4 protein-coding genes and 1 pseudogene are annotated in these 19,841 nt (G+C 77.1%); all 5 read left to right on the top strand.

The genetic code is table 11. The features are described from left to right. The first annotated feature begins 26 nt into the window (after positions 1–26). The 5 genes and pseudogenes from ACZ66Z_RS03105 (at position 27) to ACZ66Z_RS03125 (ending at position 19,839) form a co-directional block, all read left to right on the top strand. Positions 27–1,553 (top strand): AMP-binding protein, encoded by a 1,527-nt coding sequence (locus ACZ66Z_RS03105; RefSeq protein WP_469932206.1) that lies wholly within the window; start codon positions 27–29, stop codon positions 1,551–1,553. Positions 1,554–1,595: 42 nt separating this feature from the next. Then, positions 1,596–3,311 carry a condensation domain-containing protein gene (locus ACZ66Z_RS03110; RefSeq protein ID WP_469932207.1) on the top strand — a complete coding sequence of 572 codons (1,716 nt, stop codon included), beginning with the start codon at positions 1,596–1,598 and terminating at the stop codon, positions 3,309–3,311. A gap of 67 nt (positions 3,312–3,378) precedes the next feature. Further along, positions 3,379–11,268, top strand: a complete 7,890-nt coding sequence (locus ACZ66Z_RS03115; protein ID WP_469932208.1) for an amino acid adenylation domain-containing protein — start codon at positions 3,379–3,381, stop codon at positions 11,266–11,268. Between the two features lie 88 nt (positions 11,269–11,356). Continuing rightward, positions 11,357–18,562 (top strand): annotated as a pseudogene (locus ACZ66Z_RS03120) (amino acid adenylation domain-containing protein); the annotation flags it as partial. Next, a complete protein-coding gene (locus tag ACZ66Z_RS03125; RefSeq protein WP_469932209.1) occupies positions 18,559–19,839 on the top strand; it encodes an MFS transporter in 1,281 nt (426 codons plus the stop codon). The pseudogene ACZ66Z_RS03120 and the gene ACZ66Z_RS03125, both read left to right, overlap by 4 nt. Positions 19,840–19,841: the final 2 nt, after the last annotated feature.

A 19,841-nucleotide genomic window follows, 5' to 3' on the forward strand; every position in this document is an offset into this window, starting at 1 on the left:
CCGCACCCTCCCCGGAAGGGACGTCCATGCACACCGACGAGGCCCGCGGACCGCGGCATTCGCTCGTCCGGCCCCTGATCCGCGCCGTCCGGCGCGACCCCTCGGCGGTGGCCGTCGTCGACGGCGGCGTCGCCCGCACGTACGGCGAACTCGACCGGCTGTCCGCCGAGATCGCGGGCGGGTTCGCCGCCCGCGGCCTGGGACCGGACGACGTGGTCGCCGTCCACGGCGAACGGTCCTGGGAGCGCTGCGTCGCGGTGCTCGGCGCCTGGCGGGCCGGCCTGGGCGTGGTCTGCGTCGACCCGGGCATGCCCGCGCCGCGGGCCGCGCGGATCGCCCGGCCCTGCGCCCTGCTGGTCCGTCCCGACCGCACCGCGCCGACCGGGCTCGGCCCCGCCGAGGTGACCTTCGGCGAGTTGCGCGGCGCCCCGCCGGCGGAGCTGCGCGAGGGGAGCATCGGGTACGTCATCCCCACGTCCGGATCGACCGGCGAGCCCAAGTCGGTGGCCGTCCCCCCGTCGGTGCTGGCCGCGCTCGGCGACTGGCACGTGCGGCACTGGGCCCACGACCGCCCGCCGCACACCCTCCAGGCGGCCTCGATCGGCTTCGACGTGGGCTACGAGGAGATCGTCACCACCTGGCTGGCCGGGGCCGCGCTGGTCGTGGTCTCCGACGAGGAGCGCCAGGACCCCTTCGCGCTGATGGACCTGATCCGCGAACACCGCGTCGCCCGGTTGTTCCTGCCGGTGGTGGGGCTGCACGCGCTGGCGACGGCCGCCGTGTTCGAACCGGACGCGATGCCCGACCTGCGGGAGATCGCGGTCGCGGGCGAGCGCCTCGTCGTCAACTCCGAGGTGCGGGAGTTCTGCGCCTCCGCCGGGGTCGCCCTGGTCAACGAGTACGGGCCCAGCGAGACCCACGTGGTCACGCAGTACCGGCTGGACCCGCGGGAGGCCGCGTCCTGGCCCGAGCACCCGCCGATCGGCGGTGCCGTCGCCGGGGCGGAGCTGCTGCGCGAGGCGGACGGCGTGCTGCGGCCGTTCGCGGCGGGCGAGGAGGCGGAGCTGGTCGTCGGCGGGGGCGGTGTCGGCCTCGGCTACCTGGGCGACCCGGAGCTGACCGCGGCCCGCTTCCGGACCCTGCCCCACCGCGACGGGACCCCGCGCCGCACGTACGCCACGGGGGACGTCGTCCGGTTCGACGGGGCGGACTTCCACTTCGTGGCCCGGGCCGACGACCAGCTCAAGGTGAGCGGGTACCGGGTCGAGCCCGGCGAGGTCGAGGCGGTCCTGGGCGCGGTCCCGGGGGTCCGCCGGGCCGTGGTGGTGGCGGTGGAGGTCGCGGGCTCGCGCCGGCTCGCGGCCGTGTGGACCCGGACGGGGGCGGACGGCCCCGGGCCCGAGGAGCTGGCCGCGGCGTGCGCGGCGCACCTGCCCGCGTACATGGTGCCCCGGCACTTCCGGTCCGTGGAGGACCTGCCGGTGACCGCCAACGGAAAGGTCGACCGGGCCGCGCTGCGGGCGCTGTTCGCCCCGGCCGGCACCGCCGTCTGACGAGCCCGCGGAGGGCCGCGGAGAACGAGAACGAGGAAGACCATGAGGGGAATCGACGTGACCGAGGCGGAGCGGATCCTGTGCGGTGTCCTGGCGGACCTGTTCGGGATCCCGGAGGTCGGCCCGCAGGACGGATTCGTCCGGCTCGGCGGTGACAGCATCATCGCCGTGCAGGTGGTCGGCGCGGCCCGCCGGGCCGGGCTGCGCGTCACCGTCCGGGACGTGCTGGCCCTGCCGGACGTGGCGGCCCTGGCCGCCGCCGCCCGGCCACTGGACCGGCCCGCCCGGCCGGGCGCCGGCGACGGGGTCGGACCGGTCCGGCCGACGCCGGTGATGCACTGGCTCGACGGGCGCGGCGGGCCGGCCGACCGCTACCACCAGTACCTGGTGGTGCGTACCCCGGCCGGGCTGACCGCGCAGGGCGCGACCGAGGTGCTCCAGGCGGTCCTGGACCGGCACGACATGCTGCGCGCGGTCCGGGACGGCTCCGGTTGGCGGACCCGCCCGGCCGGGTCGGTGCGCGCCGCGGAGTGCCTGCGCCGGGTGGCGACGGAGGGCCGCGAGGCCACCGTCGAGGAGGTCGGGCGGGAGGTGCGCGCGGCCCGCGACCGGCTCTCGGTGCGCGACGGGGTGATCGTGCGGGCCGTCTGGTTCGACGCCGGGGCCGGGTTGCCCGGGGCGCTGGCCCTGGTCGTCAACCACGTGGTCGTGGACGGGATCTCCTGGCGGGTGCTGACCGGCGACCTCGCCCGGGCCTGGGAGGCGGTCGCCGCCGGGCGGGCCCCCGCCGGCGCCCTCGATCCGGTGGCCACCTCGTTCCGCCGCTGGTCCGAGCTGCTCGCCGCGGAGGCGGCCGGGGAGCGGACCGCGGCCGAGGCCCCGTACTGGAGCGGTGTGGTGCGGCCGGGCGCGGGCATCGCGGGCCGCCGCCCGCTGGACCCGGCCCGCGACCACGAGGACCGCGCCGGGCACCTCGCCCTGAGCCTGCCCGCGGCGACGGCCGGGCCGTTGCTGACGTCGGTGGCCGACCGGTTGGGCGCCGACGCCAACGAGGTGCTGCTGACCGGGCTCTCCCTGGCCCTGGCCCGGTGGCGGCCCTGCGGCCCGGAGGTCCTGGTGGAGCTGGAGGGCCACGGCCGGGAGGACATCGGCGCCGAGGCCGACCTCTCCCGCACCGTCGGCTGGTTCACCACCCTCTTCCCCGTCCGCTTCGCCCTGGAGGGCCTGGACGCGGCGGACGCCGAGGACGGCGGCCCCACCGCCGGGGAGGCGCTGCGGCGGGTCGGGGAGCAGCTGCGGGCGGTCCCGCGCAAGGGCATCGGGTACGGCCTGCTGCGCCACCTCGACCCGGTCGTCGGCGAGGAGCTCGCCGCGGCGGAACCCGCGGGCCTCGGTTTCAACTACCTGGGACGGCTGGGCGGTCCGGGCGGCGGCGACTGGCAGCTGCTGCCCGCCCACGGGGCCCGGCTCGACGCCCCCGGCCCGGGCATGCCGATGGCGCACGCCGTCGAGGTGAACGCCTTCGTCCTGGAGTCGGCGGACGGACCCGTCCTGCACGCCGACTGGGCCTGGGCCGACGGCGTCCACGACGGGGCGGAGGTCCGGGCGCTGGCCGAGGACTGGTTCCGGATGCTCGCCGCCCTCGTCGTCCACGCCGACCGCACCGGCCCCGCGGCCCCGTCCGCCTCCGGCCTGACGCTCGACGCGATCGGCCAGGACGAACTGGACGACCTCGCGGCCTCCCTCGACCTCCTCTGACCCCGACCGGACCGCACCCCCGCCCCGCCGCCGCTCTCCGACGGTCTCCCAGAAAGCGACATCAGCCATGAACACCAGCCGGCCGGCCATCGAGGACGTCCTGCCCCTCTCCCCGCTGCAGGAGGGCATGCTCTTCCACTCCGGGTACGACGAGGACTCCAAGCACCTCTACATCGCCCAGTTCACCGTCGACCTGGACGGAACGCTCGACGCGGGACGGCTGCGCCGGGCCGCCGGGGAGCTGCTGCGCCGCCACGCCAACCTGCGGGTGGTCCTCACCCACCGCAAGAACGGCGACCCCGTCCAGGTGGTCCGCCGGGACGTGGAACCGGCCTGGCAGGAGCACGACCTCGGCGCCCTGCCCGCCGGGGCGTCCGCGGCCCGGGCCGCGGAGCTGACGGAGGAGGACTGGGCGCGGGGCGTCGACAGCCGCCGCCCGCCGCTGCTGCGGTTCACGCTGCTGCGACTGGCGGACGACCGGCACCGGCTCCTGGTGACGGCACATCACATCCTGTTGGACGGCTGGTCGTTCGGGCTGCTCTTCCGCGAGCTGTTCACCCTGTACGCGGGGGGCGAGCCGGAGCCGGTGCGGCCCTACCGGGAGTACCTGGCGCACCTCGCGCGCCGCGACCGGCCCGCCGCCGAGGAGGCCTGGCGCACCGCCCTGACCGGTCTCGACGCACCCGGCCGGATCGCGGACGGCGCCGGCCGGGTCTCCCCCGGCGCCACCCCCGAGGACGTGGTGGTGGGGCTGGACGAGGAGCGGACGGCGGCGCTGACCGCGCGGGCCCGGGAGTGCGGACTGCTGCTGACCAGCGTGGTCCAGGGCGCCTGGGCGGCGCTCATGGCCCGCGCCACCGGGCAGGACGACGTGGTCTTCGGCCTCACGGTCAGCGGTCGCCCCGCCGAACTGCCGGGCTCGGAGCGGATGATCGGCATGCTGATCAACACCGTGCCCGTGCGGGCCCGGATCGACGCGGCCGCCCCGCTGCGCCGGGTCTGCGCGGAGCTCCAGCGCGAGCGGGCGGAGCTGGTGGACCACGACCACCTGGGGCTGACGGAGATCCAGAAGCTGGCCGGCTCCCCGTCCGCCCTCTTCGACACGAACCTGGTCTTCGAGAACTTCCCGATGAGCGACTACGCGCTCGACCTGCCCGGCTTCGGCCTGGAGGCGCGGATCCGGTTCCGGGACACCACGCACTTCCCGCTGACCCTGGTGGTCGAACCGGGCGCGGCGCTCGGGCTGCGGCTGAGCCACCACCCCGGACTCGTCGGCACCGGGCGGGTGCGGGAGCTGGGCGAGCGGCTGGTGCGGCTGCTGGAGCGGTGGACGGCCGACCCGGACGCGCCGGTGGAGGTCCTGGACGCGCTGACCGCGGCCGAGCGCCACCGGGTCCTGGCCGAGTGGAACGACACCGCCGCCGCCCTCCCGGAGACGACGCTGACCGCGCTGCTCGCGGAGCAGGCGGCCCGGACCCCGGACGCCACCGCCGTCGTCTTCGAGGGGGAGCCCCTGACCTACCGGGCGCTGGACGAGCGGGCCGGCCGCCTCGCGGACGTGCTCGCGGCCCGCGGCATCGGACCGGAGAGCCTGGTCGCGGTCGCCGTGCCGCGCTCCGCCGACCTGGTGGTCGCCCTGTGCGGCGTGCTGAAGGCGGGCGCCGCCTACCTGCCCGTCGACCCCGGCCAGCCCGAGGAGCGCAACCTCGGGATCATGGCCGACGCCGCCCCGGCGCTGGTGCTGAGCACCGGCTGGGAGGCACCGGGGACGCCGACGCTGCGGCTGGACGCCCCGCTCCCCGCGGCGGATCCCGCACCGCGGCCGGTGCTCCTCCCCGACCACCCGGCGTACGCGATCTTCACCTCCGGCTCCACCGGCCGCCCCAAGGGCGCGCTGGTCCCGCACCGGGCCGTCGTCAACCGGCTGGAGTGGATGCAGCGGGAGTACGGCCTGGAGGCCGGGGACCGGGTGCTGCAGAAGACGCCGAGCGGCTTCGACGTCTCGGTGTGGGAGTTCTTCTGGCCGCTGCTGACCGGGGCGACCCTCGTGGTCGCGAGGCCCGGCGGCCACCAGGACCCCGCCTACCTGGCCGACCTGATCGCCCGGGAGTCCGTCACCACCGCGCACTTCGTGCCGTCCATGCTCGACGCGTTCCTGCGCGAGCCCGCCGCGGCGGGCGCCCGCTCGCTGCGCCGGGTGGTCGCCAGCGGCGAAGCGCTGCCCCCGCACACCCAGGACGCCTTCTTCCGGGTCCTGCCCGGCGCGGAGCTGCACAACCTGTACGGCCCGACCGAGGCCGCGGTCGACGTCACGCTCTGGCCCTGCCGGGCCGGGGACGCCCCCGTCCCGATCGGCCGGCCCGCCGCCAACACCCGTACGTACGTCCTGGACGGCCGGCTCGCCCCGGTGGCGCCCGGTACCGCGGGCGAGCTGTACCTGGCCGGCGTGCAGCTGGCCCGCGGCTATCTCGGCCGGCCCGGGCTGACCGCCGACCGGTTCGTGGCGTGCCCCTTCGAGCCGGGGGCCCGCATGTACCGCACGGGCGACCTGGTGCGCTGGCGGGCCGACGGCGTCCTGGAGTACCTGGGCCGCACCGACGACCAGGTCAAGATCCGCGGCTTCCGCATCGAGCCGGGCGAGGTCCAGAGCGCCGCCGCGGGCTGCGCGGGCGTCTCCCACGCGGCGGTCGTCGTCCGCGAGGACCGTCCGGGCGACCCCCGCCTCGTGGCGTACGTGGTGCCCCGCCCGGGCGCCGCGCCGACCCCCGCCGGGGTGCGCGGCGAGCTGGCCGCCTCGCTGCCCGAGCACATGGTCCCGGCCGTGGTCGTGCTGGACGAGCTGCCGGTGACGCCGAACGGCAAGCTCGACCGGCGGGCCCTGCCCGCCCCCGCCCCGCGCACCGGCGGCCGCGGCGGCCGCACCGAACGGGAGCGGATCCTGACGGGCCTGTTCGCCTCGGTCCTCGGCCTGCCCAAGGTGGGAGCCGACGACGACTTCTTCGAGCTGGGCGGCCATTCGCTGCTGGCGATGCGGCTGGTGGCGCAGGTGCGCGGGGCGTTCGGCGCGGAGCTGGGCATCCGTGAGGTGTTCACCGGCCGCACCCCGGCCGCGCTCGCCGCGCTGATCGACGGCGCGGACCGGGCCCGTCCCGCGCTGCGGCCGCAGCCGCGGCCGGCACGGCTGCCGCTCTCCCCGGCGCAGCGCCGGCTGTGGTTCCTGGACCGGCTCGACGGGCCGAACCCGGCCTACCACAGCGCGGTCGCGGTCCGGCTCGGCGGTCCGCTCGACGTGGAGGCGCTGCGCGGGGCGCTGGCCGACCTGGCCGAGCGGCACGAGATCCTGCGCACCGTCCACCCGGAGGCCGACGGCGAGCCCCGTCAGGTCGTCCTGCCCCCGGCCCCGCCGGTCCTGGAGCTCCTCGACGCGGTCGGCGCCGTCGGGGCGGCCGGGGCGGCCGGGCTCGTCGCCGAGGTGGCGGGCCGCCCGTTCGACCTGGCGGCGCAGGTGCCGCTGCGGGCCGCACTGCTGGTCTCCGGGCCGCAGGAGCACACGCTGGTGCTGGCCCTGCACCACATCGCCACCGACGGCGAGTCCTGGGGGCCGCTCCTCGACGACCTGGCGCACGCCTACGCGGCCCGCACGGGCGACCGCCCGGGCCCGCGCGCCCCGCTCGCCCTGCAGTACGCGGACTACGCCCTCTGGCAGCGCGACCTCCTCGCCGACATCGGCGAGGAGCAGCTGGACCACTGGCGCACCGCGCTGGCGGGGCTGCCCGAGGAGCCCGCGCTGCCCACCGACCGGCCCCGGCCCGCTGTGGCCGACCCGGCGGGCGCCGCCCTCGGGTTCGGTCTGGACGCGGCGCTGACCGCGGAGCTCGAGGCGCTGGCCCGGGCGCATGGGTGCACCGTCTTCATGGTGCTCCAGGCGGCCCTGGCGGTGGTGCTGTCCCGGCTCGGCGCGGGCACCGACGTGCCGATCGGGACGGTCGTCGCGGGCCGCACCGACGAGGGCCTGGACGAGCTGGTCGGCTTCTTCGTCAACACCCTGGTCCTGCGCACCGACGTCTCGGGCGACCCGACCTTCGCCGAGCTCCTGGAGCGGGTCCGGGACACCGACCTGGCCGCCTTCGCCCACCAGGACGTCCCCTTCGAGCAGGTCGTCGAGGCGGTCAACCCGCGCCGTTCCCTCTCCCACCACCCGCTGTTCCAGGTGGCGCTGACGATGCGCCGGGCGACCGCCGCGGCCGCGCTGGAACTGCCGGGGCTGACCGCGGTGACCGAGGAGGTCGACGTGCCGCAGGCCGAGTTCGAGCTGGCGCTGCAGTTCACCGAGGCGGGCTCCGCGGGCGAGGGACTGCGCGCGGTCGCCAAGTACCGTACGGGCCTGTTCGACGAGGCCACCGTGCGCGCCCTCGTGGAGCGGCTGCGGGGAGTCCTGTGGGCCGCGGTGCGCACGCCGCGCGGCCGGGTCTCGGCGCTGGAGGTGCTGCTGGAGCGGGAGCGCGAGCAGCTGCTCGGCACCTGGCTGCCACAGGGACCCGAGCGGACCGCGGCGGGCGCCGTGCACCAGGAGTTCGCCCGCCGGGCCGCCCTGCACCCGGACGCCGTGGCCCTCGTCTCGGGCCCGGACGCGATGACGTACGGAGAGCTGGACCGGTGCGCGGACCGGCTGGCCCGGCGCCTGGCCGGGTACGGGGTCGGCGCCGAGACCCCGGTCGGCGTGCTGATGGCCCGCTCCCCCGAGGTCGTCGTCGCGATGCTGGCCGTCCTGAAGGCCGGCGGGGCGTACGTGCCGCTGCACACCGGGTACCCGGCCGCACGCATGCAGAAGATCCTGGCCGACGCGGGCTGCCCCGTCCTGCTGGTCGACGGGGCCTTCGCCCCGCTGGGGCTGGAGTGCGCCCGTACGGTCCTGGTCACCGGGGCCGACACCGCAGCGCCGGAAGGGGAGTTCACGCCCGTGCCCTGCCCGCCCGGGCAGCTCGCCTGTCTGATGCACACCTCGGGCTCGACCGGCGAGCCCAAGGGCGTCGCCGTCACCCACCGGGACGTCCTGGACCTCGTGGCCGACCGGGGCTGGCACACCCGGGGCGCCGAGCGCGTCCTGTTCCACGCGCCGCACGCCTTCGACATCGCCGACTACGAGCTGTGGGTGGCGCTGCTGTCGGGCTGGCAGGTCGTCGTCGCCCCCGAGGGCGAGCAGACGGTCGTCGGTCTCGGCGCCCTGATCCGCGAGACGGGCATCACCGCCGTGCACCTGACGGCCGGTCTGTTCCGCGTGGTCGCCGAGGAGGACCCCGGCCTGCTGGCCGGCGTCCGCGAGGTGCTGACCGGCGGCGACGTCGTCAGCCCCGCCGCGGTCCGCGCCGTGCTGGCCGCCTGCCCCGACACCGTGGTCCGCCACCTGTACGGGCCCACCGAGGCGACCCTGTGCGCGACCGCCCACCTGATCACCGGCGCCGCGGACGCCGACGGCCCGGTGCCGATCGGCCGCCCCCTGGACGGCACCCGTGCGTACGTGCTCGACGAGCGGATGCGGCTGGTGCCGCCGGGCGCCCCGGGCGAGCTGTACCTCGCCGGTGCCGGAGTGGCGCGCGGCTACCACCGACGGCCCGCGGCCACCGCGGAACGGTTCGTCGCCGACCCGTTCGGCGCGCCCGGGACGCGCATGTACCGCACCGGCGACCTCGCCCGGTGGCGGGCCGACGGGCTGCTGGAGTTCCTCGGCCGGGCCGACGAGCAGGTGAAGGTCCGCGGCTTCCGCGTGGAGCCCGGCGAGGTCGAGGCCGCGCTGGCCGCCTGCCCGGGCGTCCGCCAGGCCGTGGTCGCCGTACGGGCCGCCTCCGACGGCGAGAAGCGGCTGGCCGGGTACGTGGTCGGAGAGGTCTCCGGGCCCTCGGTGCGGCGCCGGCTGGAGCGGCTGCTGCCGGACTACATGCTGCCCTCGTACGTCCTGGTCCTGGACGCGCTGCCGCTGACCCCCAACGGCAAGGTGGACTACCGGGCCCTGCCCGGGCCCGCGCTGCCCGCCTCCGGCGGACGCGCCCCCCGCACCCCCCGGGAGGAGATCCTGGCGGGGCTCTTCGCCGAGTTGCTCGACGTCGACGCGGTCGCCGCCGACGCGGGCTTCTTCGACCTGGGCGGCCACTCGCTGCTGGCGACCCGGCTGGTCAGCCGGATCCGCACGGCCCTCGGGGTGGAACTGTCGCTGCGCGACGTCTTCCGCGCGCAGACCGTGGCCGCCCTCGCGGAGCTGGCGGACGGCGCCGACCGGGCGCGGCCGCCGCTGCGCCGTGCGGAGCCCGGGCAGGGCGCGCCGCTGTCCTCGGCGCAGCACCGGCTGTGGTTCGCGCACCAGGCGGAGGGCCCGTCCGGCCACCACAACGTGCCCTTCGCCTACCGGCTGCGGGGTCCGCTGGACGCGTCGGCGCTGCGTGCGGCGCTCGGCGACGTGGTGGCCCGGCACGAGGTGCTGCGGACCGTCTTCGACGAGCGCGGGGGCGAGCCGGTGATCCGGCTGCTGGAGGGCGCGGCGGCCGAGGTGCCGCTGGAGGTCCTCGCCGTCGAGGAGGCCGGCGCCGTCGCGGACGCGGTACGGGAGGTGACGGGGCACCGCTTCGACATCTCGGCCGAACTCCCCCTGCGGGCACGGCTGCTGGAGCGGGGACGGGAGGAGTGGGTGCTGGTGCTCGTGGTCCACCACATCGCCACCGACGGCTGGTCGTGGGGGCCGCTCCTGGCCGACCTGGCCACCGCCTACGCCGCCCGGAGCGCGGGCGCGGCGCCCGCCTTCGAGCCGCTGCCCGTGCAGTACCGGGACCACACCGTCTGGCAGCGCTCCGTGCTCGGCGCGGAGGGCGACCCGGACGCGCTGATCAGCCGCCAGCTCGACTTCTGGGCCAAGGAACTGTCCGGCGCCCCGGCCGAACTGGCCCTGCCCACCGACCGGCCCCGGCCCGCGGTGGCGAGCTTCGCGGGCGGCTCCGTCCCCGTCGAGCTGGACGCCGAGCTGCACGGACGGCTCCTCGAACTGGCCCGGCAGCACGGCTGCACCCTCTTCATGGTCCTCCAGGCCGGCCTGTCGGTGCTCCTCTCCCGCCTCGGCGCGGGCACCGACATCCCGATCGGCACCGTCGTCGCGGGCCGCACGGACGAGGCGCTGGACGACCTCGTCGGCTTCTTCGTCAACACCCTGGTCCTGCGCACCGACGTCTCCGGCGACCCGGCCTTCACGGACCTCCTCGCCCGGGTGCGGGAGACCGACCTCGCCGCCTACGCCCACCAGGACGTGCCCTTCGAGCGGGTCGTGCTGAGGGTGAACCCGGAACGGTCCCTCGCCCGGCACCCGCTCTTCCAGGTGCTGCTCCAGGTGCAGAACGAGCCGCCCGCCCTGCCCCGCCTGACGGGCCTCACGGCGGAGCCGCACCCCGTCGAGTGGGCGGTGTCCAAGTTCGACCTCGGCGTGGACCTCGGGGAGCGGCGCGCCGCCGACGGCGCTCCGCTGGGCCTCACCGGGGAACTCACCTACGTCACCGAGCTGTTCGACCGTACGAGTGCCGAGCGGTTGGCGGCGGACCTGGCCCTGGTGCTGCGCGGTCTCGCGGCCGCCCCGGACCGGCCGGTCGGCTCGGTCGACGGCCCGGCCCCGCGCACGGCCGCGGCCGCCCCCGCCGCGCCGGAGCCGGCCGCGGACCCGGGCGGCAGCACCGAGGACCGCGTCCGCGCCCTGTACGCCGAGGTCCTCGACCGGGACGAGGTCGGCCCGGACGACAACTTCTTCGCCCTGGGGGGCCACTCCCTGCTGGTCACCCGGCTGATCAGCCTGATCCGGACCGAACTCGGCCGGGAGCTGAAGATCCGCCAGCTCTTCCAGCACCCGACCCCGGCCCGCACCGCCGCCCTGCTCGCCGACGCGCCGAAGGCCCGTCCCGCGCTCCGCCGCGCCGCCGATGCCTGAGCCGTCCCCCGTCCCGCGCTCCGCCGCGCCGCCGACGCCCGAGCCGTCCACCGCCCCGCGCACCACCCCGCACGCCCCTGGAGGTCCTGTGTTTCCCGTTTCGTCCGCCCAGCGGCGGCTGTGGTTCCTCAACCAGCTCGGCGAGACCGGCGCCGCGTACAACTGCCCGCTCACCACCCGGCTGCGCGGTCCGCTGGACCCGCGGGCACTGGCCGCGGCCCTCGGCGACCTGACCGGGCGGCACGAGGTGCTGAGGACGGTCTTCCCCGAGGTGGACGGCGAGCCCGTGCAGCAGGTCACCGACCGGGCGCCGGAGCTGCCCGTCGTCCGCCTCGGCGAGGCGGAGCTCGCCGAGGCGCTGGCCGCCGAGGCCGGGCACGTCTTCGACCTCGCCGCCGAACTCCCGGTGCGCGCCCGCCTCTTCGCCCTGGGCGACGAGGAGTGGGTGCTGGCGCTGGTGATCCACCACATCGCCACCGACGGCTGGTCGTGGGGGCCGCTCCTGACCGACCTGGCCACCGCCTACGCCGCCCGGAGCGCGGGCGCGGCGCCCGCCTTCGAGCCGCTGCCCGTGCAGTACCGGGACTACGCGCTGTGGCAGCGCGAGCTGCTGGGCGCGGAGGACGACCCGGAGAGCACGCTCGCCGAACAGTCGGCCTTCTGGAAGCGGGAACTGGCCGGTTCCCCGGCCGAACTGGCCCTGCCCACCGACCGGCCCCGGCCCGCGGTGGCGAGCTTCGCGGGCGGCTCCGTCCCCGTCGAGCTGGACGCCGAGCTGCACGGACGGCTCCTCGAACTGGCCCGCGAGCACGGCTGCACCCTCTTCATGGTCCTCCAGGCCGGCCTGTCGGTGCTCCTCTCCCGCCTCGGCGCGGGCACCGACATCCCGATCGGCACCGTCGTCGCGGGCCGTGACGACGAAGCCCTCGACGAACTGGTCGGCTTCTTCGTCAACACGCTCGTCCTGCGCACCGACGTCTCGGGCGACCCGGCCTTCACCGAGCTCCTGGAGCGGGTGCGGGAGACCGACCTGGCCGCCTTCGACCACCAGGACGTGCCCTTCGAACAGGTCGTGGAGGCGGTCAACCCCGAGCGGTCCCTCGCCCGCCACCCCCTCTTCCAGGTGATGATGACCCTGGACGGCGGCGAGGGCCCCGCCCTCGTCCTGCCCGGCCTGGAGTGCGCGGAGCAGTCCGCCGCCTGGGACGTCGCCAAGTTCGACCTCACCGTCGACTTCCAGGAGCGGCGGGACCCGGGCGGCGCGCCGGCCGGGATCGGCGGCGCCCTGGAGTACGCGACGGACCTGTTCGACCGGGCCACCGCCGAGGACCTCGCGGCCGCCCTCGCCCGGGTGCTGGAGCGCCTGGCCGCCGACCCCGCCGCCCCGGTCGGACAGGCCGACCCGCTCTCCGCCGAGCAGCGCGCGCTGGTCCTGTCCGGCTGGAACGACACGGCCGCGCCGGTGCCCGCGGGGACCCTGCCCGAGCTGTTCGAGGAGCGGGCCGCCCGCACCCCCGGCGCGACCGCCCTGGTCTTCCGGGACACCGCGCTGACCTTCGCCGAACTCGACGCCCGCGCCGACGCGCTGGCGCACCGGCTCGCCGGGCACGGGGTCGGCCCGGAGCACCTGGTGGCCCTGGCCCTGCCCCGGTCCGCCGACTCCGTCGTGGCGCTGCTCGCGGTGCTCAAGGCGGGCGCCGCCTTCGTCCCGGTCGACACGGACTACCCGACCGAGCGGATCGCGCGGCTCCTCGGCACCACGACCACCGTCGTCACCGACGCCGCGACCGCCCCGGAGCTCCCGGACACCGGTGCCGTCCGCGTCCTCGTCGACGCGCCGGGCCCGGTCCCGGCGGGCGCCGCCGGGCCCGTCCCGGGCCGCCGGATCCTGCCCGGCAGCGCCGCGTACGTCATCCACACCTCGGGGTCGACCGGCGAGCCCAAGGGCGTCGTCATCGACCACGCGGGGCTGCGCAACCTGTACGCCTTCCACCGGGCCGGGGTCATCGCCCGCGCGGAGGAGCTGCACGGCGGACGCCGGATGCGCATGGCGCTGACGGCCGCGCTGTCCTTCGACACGTCGTGGGAGGGGCTGCTGTGGATGGTGGCCGGCCACGAGCTCCACCTCGTCGACGACGACACCCGCCGCGACGCGGCCGCCCTGGTCCGGCACATCGCCCGCGCCGGCGTCGACGCCCTCGACGTCACCCCGACCTACGCCGAACAGCTCGTCGAGGAGGGCCTGCTGGACGACCCCGCGCACCGCCCCAAGGTGCTGCTGCTCGGCGGCGAGGCGGCGGGCGCGGCCCTGTGGACACGGGTCCGGGCCGCCGAGGGGATGCTCTGCCACAACCTGTACGGGCCCACCGAGTGCAGCGTCGACACCCTGTGGTGGGACGCCGCCCTCAGCGAGGAGCCGCTCGTGGGCCGCCCGCTCGCCAACACCCGGGCGTACGTGCTGGACGCCGGGCTGCGGCCCGTCGCCCCGGGCGTCCCGGGCGAGCTGTACCTGGCCGGACCGAGCCTGGCCCGCGGCTACCTGAACCGGCCCTCGCTCACCGCGGGCCGCTTCGTGGCCTGTCCGTTCGAGGACGGCGCCCGCATGTACCGCACCGGCGACCTCGTCCGCTGGGACCGCGAGGGCCGCGTCGAGTACCTCGGCCGCGCCGACGACCAGGTCAAGATCCGCGGCTTCCGCATCGAGCCCGGTGAGGTCGAGGCCTGCCTGCGGGCCTGCCCGGAGGTGGCGCAGGCCGCGGTGCTCGCCCGGGACGGCGGGCCCGCCGGGAAGCGCCTCGTGGCGTACGTGGTGGCGGCCGCGGGCCGCGACGCCGATCCGGGCGCGCTGCGCGGGCGGCTCGCCGCGCGCCTCCCGGACCACATGGTGCCCTCGGCCTTCGTGGTCCTGGACGCCTTCCCGATGAACCGCAACGGCAAGCTGGACCGGGCGGCGCTGCCCGCGCCGGACTTCGGCGCGCTGCGCTCCTCGCGCGCCCCGCGAGGGCCCCGCGAGGAACTCCTGGCGGAGCTGTTCGCGCAGGTGCTGGGGCTGCCGTCGGTGGGCGCCGAGGACAGCTTCTTCGACCTGGGCGGGCACTCGCTGCTCGCGACCCGGCTGCTCTCGCGGATCCGGGCCGTCCTCGGCGGCGACCTGGGCATCCGCCGGCTGTTCCAGCACCCGACGGTGGCCGGCCTGGCCGCCTGCCTGGCGCAGGACCCCCCGGCCGGGGCGGCCCCCCGTCCGGCCCTGACCGCGGTGGCGGAGCGGCCCGAGGCTCCGCCGCTGTCGGCCGCCCAGCGCCGGCTGTGGTTCCTGAGCCGGGCGGGCCAGTCCGCGGGCTACCACTGCCCGTTCGCGCTGCGGCTGCGCGGCCCGCTGGACACCGCGGCGCTGACCGCGGCCCTGGGGGACGTCACCGACCGGCACGAGGCCCTGCGCACGGTGTTCCCGGAGGCGGCGGGCGAGCCGTACCAGCGGGTGCTGCCCACCGGGGGCGGCGTGCCCCTGGACCTGGTGGAGTGCGGTCCGGAGGGGACCGCCGGGGCCCTCGACGCCCTGCTGGCCCGCCCGTTCGACCTGGCCGCGCGGCCCCCCGTACGGGCGGCGCTGCTCGCGGTCGGGCCGCAGGAGTGGGTGCTGGCCCTGGTGGTGCACCACATCGCGCTCGACGGGTGGTCCTGGGGGCCGCTGTTCCGGGACCTGTCCGAGGCCTACGCCGCCCGGTGCGCGGGCGCCGCGCCCGGTTTCGCACCGCTGCCGGTGCAGTACGCCGACTACACGCTGTGGCAGCGGGAGCTGCTCGGCGCGGAGGACGACCCCGCGAGCCCGCTCTCCCGTCAACTCGCCTTCTGGACCGGCGCGCTGGCCGGTGCGCCCGCCGAGCTGGCCCTGCCCCACGACCGGCCGCGCCCGGCGGTGGCGGACTTCGCGGGCGGCTCCGTCCCCGTCGAGCTGGACGCCGAGCTGCACGGCCGGCTCCTCGAACTGGCCCGACAGCACGGCTGCACCCTCTTCATGGTGGTGCAGGCGGCGCTGGCCGTGACCCTGTCCCGGCTCGGCGCGGGCACCGACGTACCGATCGGGACGCCGGTCGCGGGCCGCGACGACGAGGCCCTGGACGACCTCGTCGGCTTCTTCGTCAACACCCTCGTCCTGCGCACCGACGTCTCGGGCGACCCGACCTTCGCCGAGCTCCTGGGCCGGGTCCGGGAGACCGACCTCGCCGCCTTCGAGCACCAGGACGTGCCCTTCGAGCGGGTCGTGGAGGCGGTCAACCCCGAGCGGTCCCTCGCCCGCCACCCCCTCTTCCAGGTGCTGCTCCAGGTGCAGGACGGCGAGGACGGGACGCTCGCGCTGGCCGGCCTCGACGTCAGCCCCGAGCCGTTCCGCTTCGACGTCGCCCAGTTCGACCTGACGCTGGACGTCCAGGAGCGCCGGGACGCCCGGGGTCGCCCCGCCGGGATCTCCGGCTTCCTGGAGTACGCGGCCGAGCTGTTCGACCACGCCACCGCCGAGGACCTCGCCGCGGCCCTGGTGCGGATGGTCCGGCTGCTCGCGGCGGCGCCGGAGCTGCCGGTCGGCGCCGCCGACCCGCTGGCCCCCGAGACCCGCCGACGGGTGCTGACCGAGTGGAACGACACCGCGCTGCCGGTGCCGGACGCCACCGTGCCGGAGCTGTTCGCGGAGCGTGCCGCCCGCACCCCGGACGCGACCGCACTCGTGCACGGCGCCGAGCGGATCGGCTTCGCCGCCCTCGACTCCCGGTCCGACCGGCTCGCCCGGCGTCTCGTCCGGGACGGGGCGGGTCCGGAGCGGGTGGTGGCCGTCGCCCTGCCGCGCTCCCCGGCGGCGGTGGTCGCGATCCTGGCCGTCCTCAAGGCCGGTGCGGCGTTCGTCCTGGTGGACACGGAATACCCCGCCGAGCGGATCGCGCACATGCTGGCCGACTCCGCCCCGGCGCTGCTGGTCACGGACTCCGCGACCGCCCCGCTGCTGCCGCTCGCGGAGCCGGCGGGGGTCCCGCTCGTCCTCGTGGACGAGGCGGACGAGGCGGACGAGGCCGACACGGCCGCCGCCTCCGCGCCCGGTGCCGGGCCGCTGCCGCGACCCCGGCCGGGCGACGCCGCGTACGTCGTGTACACCTCGGGGTCCACGGGCCGGCCCAAGGGCGTCGTCGTCGACCACGCCGCGCTGCGCAACCTGTACGCCTTCCACCGCGCCCACACCATGGCCGAGGCGGAACGGAGCGCGGCGGGACGGCGGTTGCGGGTGGCACTGACGGCCTCGCTGTCCTTCGACGCCTCCTGGGACGCCCTGCTGTGGATGGTGGCCGGGCACGAGCTCCACCTGATCGGCGACGCCGTGCGCCGCGACTCCGCCGCCTTCGCCCGGCACGTCGCCGACGCCGCCCTCGACGTCGTCGACACCACCCCGACGCACGCCGAGCAGCTGATCGAGGAGGGCCTGCTCGACGCCCCTCCGCGGCTGCTGCTGATCGGCGGGGAGGCCGCGGGCGAGGGGCTGTGGAGCCGGCTGCGCGCCACGGAGGGGATGCGCGCCCACAACCTGTACGGCCCCACCGAGTGCACGGTCGACGCCCTGTGGTGGGACACCGCGCGCAGCGAGCGCCCGCTCATCGGCGGCCCCGTCGCCAACACCCGCGCCTACGTGCTCGACGCGGCGCTGCGCCCGGTGGCGCCGGGGGTGCCCGGCGAGCTGTACCTGGCGGGCGCCGGGCTGGCGCGGGGCTACCTGCGGCGCCCGGGGACGACGGCGGAGCGGTTCGTGGCCTGCCCGTTCGAGGACGGCGCCCGCATGTACCGCACCGGCGACCTCGTCCGCCGGGACCGCGAGGGCCGCGTCGAGTACCTCGGCCGCGCCGACGACCAGGTCAAGATCCGCGGCTTCCGCGTCGAGCCCGGCGAGGTCGAGGCCGCGCTCGCGGCGGCGCCCGGGGTGGACCGGGCCGCGGTGACCGTGCGGGAGGACGGTCCCGGTGGTGCGAAGCGGCTGGTCGGGTACGTGGTCCCGGTCCCCGGCGGCGACGGCGGCACGGGCTCCGCGGTGGACGTGGCGGACCTGCGCGCCCATCTGGCGGGGACGCTCCCGGCCCACATGGTGCCGTCGGCCTTCGTCGTGCTCGACGCCTTCCCGCGGACCCCGAACGACAAGCTCGACCGGGCCGCGCTGCCCGCGCCGGAACCCGGCGCGGCCGGGGAAGGCCGTGTGCGCCGGGCGCCGCGCGGCCGGCGGGAGGAGGTCCTGGCGGGCCTGTTCGCCGAGGTGCTGGGGCTGCCCGCGGACGCCGTGGGCGCCGACGACGGCTTCTTCGACCTGGGCGGCCACTCGCTGCTGGCGGCCCGGCTGATGGCCCGGGTGCGCCAGGCACTGGGCGAGGAGCTCGGGGTGCAGGACCTGTTCGCCGCACCCACGGTCGCGGGGCTCGCCGCCCGCTCCGGCGGCGCGGTCCCCCGCGGGGACGCGGACCCCCGCGGGGACGCGGACCCGCTGGCGCCGCTGGTCACGCTGCGCGCGGGAGCGCCCGGCGCGCCCGCCCTGTTCTGCGTCCACCCGGGCGCGGGCACCGGCTGGGTGTACCGGGGGCTGCTGGAGCACCTGGACCCGCGGCGGCCCGTGCACGCGCTGCAGTCGCGGGCGCTGAGCGAGCCGGGGGCACGGCCCGGGAGCGTCGCGGAGATGGCCGCGGAGTACGCGGCGCGGATCCGCGCGGTGCAGCCGCACGGCCCGTACCACCTGCTGGGCTGGTCCTTCGGGGCGGTGGTCGCGCACGCGGTGGCCGTGACGCTCCAACGGGACGGCGAGGAGGTGGCCGGGCTCACCCTGCTGGACGGGTACCCGGTGGCACCCGGCGGGACGGCGGCCCCGGCCGCGGACCCGCTGCGGGACCTGCTGGAATCGCTCGGCTATCCGTCGCGGGAGGCGTGCGGCGCGGCCGGAGGGGGGGCGCTGCCCCTCGCCGGGCTGGTGGCGGCGGCCGCCGCCGAGGAGGGCCCGCTGTCGGTCTTCGACGGGGAGACGGTCGCCGCCCTGGGCGGGGCCTACGTCCACCACGACCGGCTGGCCGCCGCCCACCGTCCGGGGGTGTTCCGGGGCGGGGTGACGCTGGCCGTCGCCGCCCACGAGCCGGACGCGCCCGGGCCGCGGGCGTGGGAGCCGTACGTCACCGGTCCGGTCGCCCACCACGAAGTGCCCTGCGCGCACGGCGAGATGATGGCGCCCAAGCCCGCCGCCGAGATCGCCGCGCTGCTGGGCGAGGGCACGGTGGACCGGTGAGCGCCGGTCGCGGCGCGCCGCGCCGCCGGGACTTCCGGCTGCTGTGGGCGGGGGAGTCCGTGAGCCAGTTCGGGAGCGCGGCCACCCGGGTGCTGCTGCCGCTGATCGCGGTGGACACGCTGGACGCGGGGCCCTTCGCCATGGGGGTGCTGGGCGCCGCGGCCTGGGTGCCGTGGCTGCTGTTCGGGCTGCCCGTGGGGGCGTGGACCGACCGGATGCGCCGCCGGCCGGTGATGATCGTGTGCAACGCGGTGTCGGCGCTGCTGATGCTGTCGCTGACCGCGGCGGTCTGGCTGGAGGTCCTGACGACCGGTCAACTGATGCTGGTGGCGGTCCTGGCGGGCACCGCCGACGTGTTCTTCCGGGCCGCCTACAGCGCGTACCTGCCGACCCTGCTGCCGCACGAGGAGCTCGCCGCCGGCAACGCCCGTCTCCAGACCAGCGAATCGGTCGCGGAGGTCGTCGCACCGGGGGCGGGCGGGGCGCTGGCCCAGGCCGGGAGCGCGGCGGCCGGTTTCCTCGTCGACGGGCTGAGCTTCCTGGTCTCGGCGGCGCTGCTGCTGCGGATCCGGACCCCGGAGGGCCCGCCGGGCGGTGAGGAACGGGTGGCCGGGAAGCGGTCGTTGGTCGAGGAGGTCCGCGCGGGCGTGGCCTTCCTCGCCCGGGACCCGTTCCTGCGGACGATCCTGCTGTGCGACGCGGCGATGAACCTGTTCCTGGCCGGGGCGCAGTCCCTGTCGATCCTGTTCCTGAGCCGGACGGTGGGCGTGCCGGGCGCGCTGATCGGCATCCTGATCGCGCTGGCCGGGCTGGGCGGGGTCCTGGGCGCGGTGGTCTCGCCGCACCTGGCCCGCCGGTTCGGGACGGCCCGGGCGGTCCTGCTGTGCGCGTTCTGCGGGGGCCCGTTCGGGCTGCTGATCCCGCTCACCACGGACGGGGCGGGGCTGCTGGCCTTCCTGGTCGGGGAGTTCTGCCTGATGACCGGGGTGGTCGCCGGGAACGTCGTCATCGTGAGCTTCCGGCAGGCGTACTGCCCGCCGGACATGCTGGGCCGGGTCGGCTCCACCATCCGCTTCGTGATGTACGGGACGATCCCCGTCGGCAGCCTCCTCGGCGGCGCCCTCGGCGCCCTCCTCGGCGAACGCGACGCCCTGTGGCTCCTCTACGGCGGCAACGCGCTGTGCGCCCTGCTCCTCCTGACGGGCCCGCTCCGCACCGGGAAGGACCTCCCGGCGGTCCCGGAGCCGGCCGGGCAGGGGGGCGGGGCCGCCTCGTGAGC

This window comes from Streptomyces sp. NPDC107498, from assembly GCF_055582805.1.